The sequence below is a fragment of the Piscicoccus intestinalis NBRC 104926 genome (genome assembly GCF_001515525.1).
Classification (GTDB): Bacteria; Actinomycetota; Actinomycetes; order Actinomycetales; family Dermatophilaceae; genus Kineosphaera; species Kineosphaera intestinalis.
Genome location: NZ_BCNQ01000158.1, coordinates 1 through 7,876, shown reverse-complemented (window position 1 = coordinate 7,876; position 7,876 = coordinate 1). Strand labels below are relative to the sequence as shown.

The window sequence follows — 7,876 nt, the reverse complement described above, 5'->3', positions numbered from 1 at the left end:
CGGTCGAGCATGGCGACGAGGATGCGCTGTAGCTCATCGACGACGGGCGGGACGGCGCCGTCGCGGCGCACGAACGAGGTGCGCCGCAACCCGAGCTGCTGCACGCACGGTCGGGCTTTGACGGCAAACCGGGTGTCGACGGCCGACGGGGCGATGACCGTACAGCCGAGCCCCTCGGCGACCAGGCCGTGGATCATCGTCAGGTCGTCGGTGCGCATGAACACCCGCGGCTCGAATCCCACTGCCCGACAGGCGCGCCGCAGCACCCGGTTGGGCGTCTCGCCCTCGTCGCGGCTGCCGATCCAGTCGGCGTCGGCCAGCGCCGTCAAGTCGATCCGGGAGACCGAGGCGAACGGGCCGCGCGCCGGCACCAGCACCCGGTAGTCCTCCTCGAGCAGCACGTCCATCCGCAGGTCGGGGGCGGTGAACGCCGGGTCGTCGGCGGAGTCGTAGATGAGGCCGGCGTGCAGCTCACCGGCCTCCAGCAGCTGCACGACGTCGGTCGGTTCCGCCTCGACGACCTCCACCTGCACCGCCGCACGGGCCCGCAGTTCCCGGATCGCCCGGGGCAGCAGCCGTGAGCCGATGGACGCGAACGTGCCGACCCGCAGGGTCGCGAGCCCCAGGTCGCGTTGCGTGGTGACCAGCCGTTCGGCCTGGTCGAGCCGGGCGAGGATCTGCTCGGCCTCCTCGACGAAGACCTCGCCCAGGGGCGTGAGCCGGGCGCCGCGGCGGTCGCGCTCGACGAGGCGGACCCGCAGGTGGCGCTCCAGCGACGACAGGTGATGCGCGATCGTCGGCACCCCGTAGCCCAGCACCTCCGCCGCCCCCGACAGCGACCCGCGGTCGCGGATCGCGACGAGGACACGCAGTTGCTGCGGCTGAAGCATTCATACAGCGTATGACGAAACCTTCGACAACGTGGTATTCCCTCGAAGTCACCCCGCGGCTACCGTCGGCGGGGTGAACGCCTTGAACCCGCTGGTCAGCGCCCTCCCGGGCGAATCCCTCACAGACCTCGACGACGCGCAGCGGCGCGTCCTCGACGCGATCGACGAGCACGCGCTCATCGCCGACCTCGTCGAGCTGATCCGCGTGCCGAGCGTGACGGGCACCGACGCGGAGTCCGATCTCGTGCACCAGCAGGCCAACCGCCTGGGCGCCCTCGGTTTCGACGTCGACGCGTGGAAGCTCGACCTCGACGAGCTCGCCGCCCGCCCCGACCACCCGGGCACCGAGGCGCCGCGCACCGAGGCGTACGGGGTCGTCGGCACCCTGGGCGGGGCCGGCTCGGACGGCGAGCCCGCCCTCGTGCTGCAGGGCCACGTCGACGTCGTGCCGACCGGCGACCTCGACAAGTGGCCCGAGCGGGACCCGTGGAGCGGCGCGATCCGTGACGGCATCGTGCACGGCCGCGGCGCCTGCGACATGAAGGCCGGCGTCGCCGCCAACCTCGCGGTCGCCCGCGCGCTGGCCGTCTCCGGGGTGCGGCTGGAGCGGCCGTTCGCGATCCACGGCGTCGTCAGCGAGGAGGACGGCGGGCTCGGCGCGTTCGCGACGATGCTGCGCGGGCACCGCGGTGCGGCGGCGGTCATCACCGAGCCGACGAGCGGGCGCGTCGTCGTGGCCAACGCGGGTGCGCTGACGTTCGAGTTGCGCGTCAACGGGCTTGCCGCGCACGCCGGCTCCCGGCTGGCGGGGCGCAGTGCGTTCGAGGCGTTCCTGCCCGTGCACGCCGCGCTTGCCGACCTCGAGCGGTCCCGCAACGTCGCGCCGCACCGGCTCTTCGACGGCAACCCGCTGCCCTACCCGATCTCGGTCGGCACGATCCGCGCCGGCGACTGGGCCAGCAGCGTGCCGGACCTGCTCGTCGCGCAGGGCCGCATCGGGGTGCGGCTCGACGAGCCCGTCGAACAGGCCCGCGCCGCCCTCGAGGAGACGGTGGCCGGGGCCTGCGCCGCCGACCCCTGGCTGCGCGAGCACCCGGTGCAGGTCACGTGGCCGGGCGGGCAGTTCGCCAGCGGGCATCTCGACGAGGCGGATCCGCTGGTCGGGCAGGTGCTGTCGGCGATCGCGGAGACCGAGGGCCGGCGCGCAGCGTGCTCCGCCGCCCCGTACGGTTCCGACCTGCGGCTTTACCACGGCATGGGCGGCATCCCCACGCTGCACTACGGCCCGGGTGACGTCGACTTCGCGCACGCGCCGCGCGAGCAGGTGCGTGTCGAGGATGTGGTGGCGACGACCCGCTCCCTGGCTGTGCTCGCCGCCCGCCGCTGCGGCGCCCACGTCTGACCGCCTCCGCCGACTCCGACCCCGGTCGACCCCGCCGAGCGACCCGACCGGCCCCGCTGACCGACTCCGACCGACCCTCGACCGACCCCGGAACGACGCTGAGGAACTGCGTGTCGTGGTGAGGACTGCGGCACGAACCGCAGTTCCGACCGTGACACGCAGTTTTCAGGGAAGTGGGGTCAGGCAGCGGGGCCGGGGGGAAACCGGGGGTCAGGGAAGCGGGGCGGCGGCGGGGACGCGGCGCGGGATGGGCACGGGGGTGCGCAGGCGGCAGTCGGTGGGGATGCCGCCGAGGCGGTCGAGCACCTCGAGCGTGGCCGTCGAGCGGTTCATCGTGATGAAGTGCAGGCCGGGGGCGCCCTCGGCGAGCATCCGCTCGCCCAGTTCCGTGGCGATGGCGACGCCTTCGGCGCGCAGCGCGGCCCGGTCGTCGGCGAGCGGCTCGAGCCGCGACACCACGGCCTCCGGCAGCGGGGTGCCCATGAGCTGGGCCATGCGCGCGATCTGCGCGTAGTTGGTCACCGGCATGAGGCCGGGCACGATCGGCAGGTCGCGGCGGGCCGAGACGGCGTCGCGCATCCGCAGGTAGGCGTCGGCGTCGAAGACCATCTGGGTCACGGCGAACTGCGCGCCGGCGTCGGCCTTACGCACCAGGGTCTCGACGTCCTGGGCCAGGCCGGAGGACTCCGGGTGCACGTCAGGGAAGGCCGCGACCCCCACCGTGAACGAGCTCAGCGCGGAGATCAGCTCGACGAGTTCGTCGGCGTGCGAGAGTCCCTCGGGGTGCGCGTGCCACGCCCCCCGGGCGTCGCCGGGCGGGTCGCCGCGCAGCGCGAGCACGTTGTGGATGCCGGCCGCCGCGTACGAGCCGATCACCTCGCGCAGCTCCTCCACCGACGCCCCGACGCAGGTCAGGTGCGCCATCGCGGTCAGCGTCGTGGTGAGCGCGATCTGCTCGGTGACGCGCACCGTGCGGTCCTGCGTGCTGCCTCCGGCGCCGTACGTCACGGAGACGAACGCGGGGTCGACCCGCTCGAGCCGCCGGATCGCCGCCCACAGGGTCTCTTCCGCCGCGTCGTCCTTGGGCGGGAAGAACTCGAAGCTGAAGGCCGGTCGCGGAGAACGCAGCAGATCAGGAATGGTGGGCCGGGCACGCATGCACGTAAGCCTAATAACGGCCCACACCGTAGGCTGCGAGCACCCACCATCCGGGAGGCCACCGTGACCCGTGTTCGCGACCTGCACGACCTGCGTCGTCGCGTCCAGCAGCAGATCGAGACCGAGCTGGCACACCAGCGGGACGTGCTCGCCGAGCTCGGCGAGGAGGGCACCGCCCTGCTGGAGGTCATCGCCGCGCTCCTGCAAGGTGGCAAGCGGTTGCGCGCGGCGTTCTGCTATTGGGGGTACCGAGGGTTCGGCGGTACCCACGACGACGCGGCGGTGCGGGCCGCGAGCGCGATGGAGTTCTTCCAGGCCGCGGCGCTGTTGCACGACGACGTCATGGACGACTCCGACGTGCGCCGCGGCGCCCCGACCGCCCACGTGCACCTCGCCGACCGGCACGACCGGGCGGGGTGGACCGGCCGGGCGGAGCGGTTCGGGCAGGCGGGCGCGATCCTCGCCGGCGACCTGTGCCTCGTGTGGACCGACGAGGTGATGGCCACCAGCGGCCTGCCCGTCGACGAACTCGCCCGCGCCCGGCGCTGCTACGACGAGATGCGCACCCAGCTCATGGCCGGTCAGTTTCTCGACATCCTGCACGCGGCCCGGGGCTGGACGTCGCTGGGGCACGACGAGCGGATCGCCGCGGCCCGGCAGGTGGTGCGGTTCAAGAGCGCGAAGTACTCGGTCGAGCAGCCGCTGCTCATCGGCGCGGACGCCGCGGGGATCGCCCCCGACGACCGCGCGCACCTGTCGCGGTTCGGGCTCGAGCTCGGCGAGGCGTTCCAGCTGCGCGACGACGTGCTCGGCGTCTACGGCGACCCCGAGGCCACCGGCAAACCGGCCGGCGACGACCTGCGTGAGGGCAAGCAAACGGTGCTGGTCGCCCTGACGTTGCAGCGGTGCGCTCCCCGGGAGGCGGCGCTGCTCGCCGAGGGGCTGGGCAACCCGGAGCTGACGACCGGCGACGTCGAGCGGCTGCGTCTGATCATCCGCGACAGCGGCGCGCTCGACGCGCTCGAGGACATGATCGAGGTGCGCACCCGGGCCGCCCAGGAATCGCTCGCGTGCCTGCGCACGATCAGCGGCGAAGGCACCGCGGCCCTGGAGGAACTGACACGGCTGTCGACCGAGCGCGCCACCTGAGCCGGGCCCGCGCCTGGGGTCCCGGGGCCGGCTGACGGGGCGGGTTCAACGGGCGTTTTACCGGCGGCTCAGAACGCCGTCTCCATGGCTCGGCGGCGGATCTCGGTCTTGTGCCCGGCGAGCAGCGACCCCATCGGGGTGCCGTCGGCGGGCAGCGCCTCCTGCGCGGTGAACAGCCAGCGCACGATCTCCTCGTCGTCCATGCCGCCGTCGCCGAGGACGATGATCGTGCCGCGCAGTTCGGGCCGCGGACCGTCTCCGGTGACGAACACCTCGGGGATCGAGATCGCGTTGTTCGGTCCGCGCCGCACGGCGACGAGGAGGCGGTCCTTGAGCTGGTTGCGGACGGTGCCCATCGGCACGCCCTGGCGCTGCGCGGCCTCGGGCACCGACAGCCACGAGCCGACGAGAGCATCGAGGCTGTCGCTCGCCGGGTCGGAGCCGGTGCCGGCGCCGGCCTCGGAGCCGGAGCCGGAGGCGGAGGCGGTGTCGGCGGTCGTGGGGGCGGGTTCGTCGATGTCGTGCACGCCTCTACAGTGGCATGCCGCACCGACACGCCCCGCCGGAGGCGGGCGCTCACGCTGACGCGCGGACCCGGAAGAGTACTGGGCCGCGCCGTGTGCGGCGCGAGGCGCGCCGGTGCGCGGCGACATCCCCGATCCGTGGCCCGGCCTTCGCTACATTCGCGACGTCACTGCGCACGCAACGAAACTCCCGATCCGCTCGGCCGATTCCGCCAGCCGCCCGGTGACCCTCAGGAAGGACTCTCGTGCCCATCCCGCTCGTCGGACCCGCCATCTCGCCGACCCTGCCGTACCCCGAGACGCTCGCGGCGCACGTTCGCGGGCCGGCGCGGTCGGCTCAGTCGACCGCCCGCTGGGGCCGGTACGTCGTGCAGCCCGGCGACACGCTGCTGGCCCTGGCCATCTCGCGCGGCACGAGCGTCGAGGAGATCGTGGCGCGCAACATGCTGGGCAGCGCCGACTCCGTGCTGCGCGCGGGCCGGGCGATCGCACTGCCGGGTGGCACGCTCGCCGGGCACACCGGCCACGCCTCCGGCGGCCAACGCGCCACCGGCTCCGGCTCGACCAGCTCCTCCGGCTCCCCGGGTGACGGCAGCCATGTCGTGCGGCCGGGCCAAACGCTGTCGGGCATCGCGGCCCGCCACGGCGTGAGCACCACCGCCCTGGCCGCGGCCAACGGCCTTGACGGCGAGACGATCCGCCCCGGGCAGCGCCTGACGATCCCGCAGGGCCGCGCGCTCGCGCGCGAACGCACGACGTCCGCGCGCGCCCAAGCGGCCGGCACCCGCACGGTCATCGCCACCGTCCGCCCCGGAGACGGGCTCGCCCGCCTCGCGCAGCGCTACGGGGTCTCCCGGGCCTCGATCCTCAAGGCCAACAACCTCTCCCCCGGCACGATGCTGCGCGCCGGACAGGAGCTGCGCATCGTCGGCACCCGCGTCGCCGGGCGCGCCCCGGCCTCCGAGCGGCTCTCCCGCTCCTCGGAGGTCAACCGCGCCCACCTGCACCGACAGGACGTGCCGACCCGCACCCAGGCCCGCCGGCTCATCGCCGCCGAGGCCCGCCGGCAAGGCGTCGACCCGACCCTGGCGGTCGCGGTCGCCTACCAGGAGTCGGGCTGGTCGCAGCGGGCGGTCTCGCACAAGAACGCCATCGGCGTCATGCAGTGCCTGCCCTCGACCGCGGGCTGGGTCTCCGGCCACGTCGGGCGCGACCTCGACCTGCTCGACACCCGCGACAACGTCACGTGCGGGGTCGCGCTGCTGCGGAGCCTGACCCGCTCGGCCCGCGACCTCGACGAGGTCATCGGCGCCTACTACCAGGGCCTGACGTCGGTGCGCGCCAACGGCTACTACGCCGACACCACCCGCTACGTCGCCAACGTCCGCGCGCACATGGAGCGGCTCGCCGACTCCTGAGTGCCGCACCGCCCCACCGCGATCGGCCCGCGATCGGCCCACCGCGATCGGCGCGCCGCACGGCGGGTCGCTACCCGGGGAGCCGGTAGGCCCGCCCCTACACTGCGAGCGTGGCCCTCGCCGAGCGCACCGCCCTCATCGACCGCGTCATCGACGGTCGGTACCGCGTCGTGCGCCACCTGGCCGACGGGGGCATGGGCTCGGTGTACGTCGCGATCGACCTGCGGTTGGAACGCGACGTCGCGCTGAAGGTCATGCGCGAGGATCTGGCCCGCGACCCCAGCTTCGTCGAGCGGTTCCGCAAGGAGGCCCGCTCCGCCGCCCGCCTGTCGCACCCGAACGTCGTCGCCGTGCACGACCAGGGCGAGGACGACGGCATCGTGTTCCTGACGATGGAACTCGTCGAGGGCTACACGCTGCGGTCCTGGCTGCGGAGGGTCGGGGCGCTGACCCCGGCGGAGGCGCTCGACACGATCCAGCCCGTGCTGTCGGCGCTGTCCGCCGCCCACCGCGCCGGCATCGTGCACCGCGACGTCAAGCCCGAGAACGTGCTGATCTCCACCGAGGGCGTCGTCAAGGTCGCCGATTTCGGGCTGGCGCGGGCGGTGACGAGCACGACCTCCAGCGCACTGTCCGGCACCGTGCTCGGCACGGTCGCCTACCTGGCCCCCGAGCAGGTCGAACGCGGGGTGGCCGACGCCCGCAGCGACGTGTACGCCGCCGGGCTCATGCTGCACGAGATGCTCACCGGTCGCCCCGCCGTCTCCGGTGATTCGCCGTTCCACGTCGCCTTCCAGCACGTGCACGGCCGGCTGGCCAGGCCCTCCGAGCAGGTGCCGACGCTGCCCGCGGCCCTCGACGACCTCGTCGGTCAGGCCACCGGGCGCGACCCCGACGAACGCCCCGCCGACGCCGCCGCCTGGCTGAGCCGGGTGCGTGAGTGCCGCGCCCGGCTCAGCCGCAGCCAGCTCACCGCCCGGCCCCGGGTCACCTCGGGTGCCTCGGGTCACTCGGCGGCCTCGGCGATCTCGGCGGTCTCGGCGGAGGCGGCCGCCGACGATGCCACCGGTCGGGTCCGAAGGTCGCGCCTCGGGGCGCTGACCGGCCGGGCCGCGGCGCTGCGCTCGATGCGTCACGGTTCCGCCCCAGCCGACGAGCGGCTCGAGCCGGACTACGAGCTGCCGCCCACCGCGGGTGGCGCGGCCGAGAACGACACCGGCGTGCTCCTGCGCCACACCCAGATCCTCACCGTCCCAGGCGGATCGGGCCGCTCGGGCGAATCGGGCGGATCGGGCGCAGCAGCGGCCGGCCGGTCGGCCTCGCCGGGCACCACGG

Annotated in this window: 7 protein-coding genes; 4 read left to right on the top strand and 3 right to left on the bottom strand. The window is 74.1% G+C overall.

All coding sequences use genetic code 11. From position 1 onward, the window contains the following. Positions 1–890 (bottom strand): LysR family transcriptional regulator (locus PINTE_RS18255; RefSeq protein ID WP_068433610.1); only part of this gene is annotated, 890 nt, incomplete at its 3' end. Positions 891–963: 73 nt separating this feature from the next. Here PINTE_RS18255 and PINTE_RS18250 point away from each other — a divergent pair. After that, positions 964–2,292: an ArgE/DapE family deacylase gene (locus PINTE_RS18250; protein WP_157087352.1), complete on the top strand. Its 1,329-nt coding sequence runs from the start codon at positions 964–966 to the stop codon at positions 2,290–2,292. Positions 2,293–2,502: 210 nt separating this feature from the next. Here the strand turns inward: PINTE_RS18250 and metF are convergent, their stop codons facing one another. Next, positions 2,503–3,450, bottom strand: a complete 948-nt coding sequence (gene metF / locus PINTE_RS18245) for a methylenetetrahydrofolate reductase [NAD(P)H] (protein ID WP_068433608.1) — start codon at positions 3,448–3,450, stop codon at positions 2,503–2,505. 63 nt (positions 3,451–3,513) lie between these two features. On the opposite strand from metF, the gene PINTE_RS18240 reads away from it, so the two are divergent. Continuing rightward, complete coding sequence (locus PINTE_RS18240; protein ID WP_068433606.1) at positions 3,514–4,599, top strand: polyprenyl synthetase family protein; 1,086 nt, start codon at positions 3,514–3,516, stop codon at positions 4,597–4,599. 68 nt (positions 4,600–4,667) lie between these two features. Here the strand turns inward: PINTE_RS18240 and PINTE_RS24580 are convergent, their stop codons facing one another. After that, a complete protein-coding gene (locus tag PINTE_RS24580; protein ID WP_068433605.1) occupies positions 4,668–5,126 on the bottom strand; it encodes an Rv2175c family DNA-binding protein in 459 nt (152 codons plus the stop codon). Between the two features lie 242 nt (positions 5,127–5,368). Here PINTE_RS24580 and PINTE_RS18230 point away from each other — a divergent pair, with 242 nt between their 5' ends. Together PINTE_RS18230 and PINTE_RS18225 are read left to right on the top strand one after the other, a co-directional pair. Next, positions 5,369–6,541, top strand: a complete 1,173-nt coding sequence (locus tag PINTE_RS18230; protein ID WP_068433603.1) for a lytic transglycosylase — start codon at positions 5,369–5,371, stop codon at positions 6,539–6,541. A 110-nt stretch (positions 6,542–6,651) separates the two neighbouring features. Then, positions 6,652–7,876 (top strand): protein kinase domain-containing protein (locus tag PINTE_RS18225; protein WP_157087351.1); only part of this gene is annotated, 1,225 nt, incomplete at its 3' end.

Excerpts from the sequence above, each read along its gene's own strand:
- metF (WP_068433608.1), bottom strand. The coding sequence starts at position 3,450 with ATGCGTGCCCGGCCCACCATTCCTGATCTGCTGCGTTCTCCGCGACCG.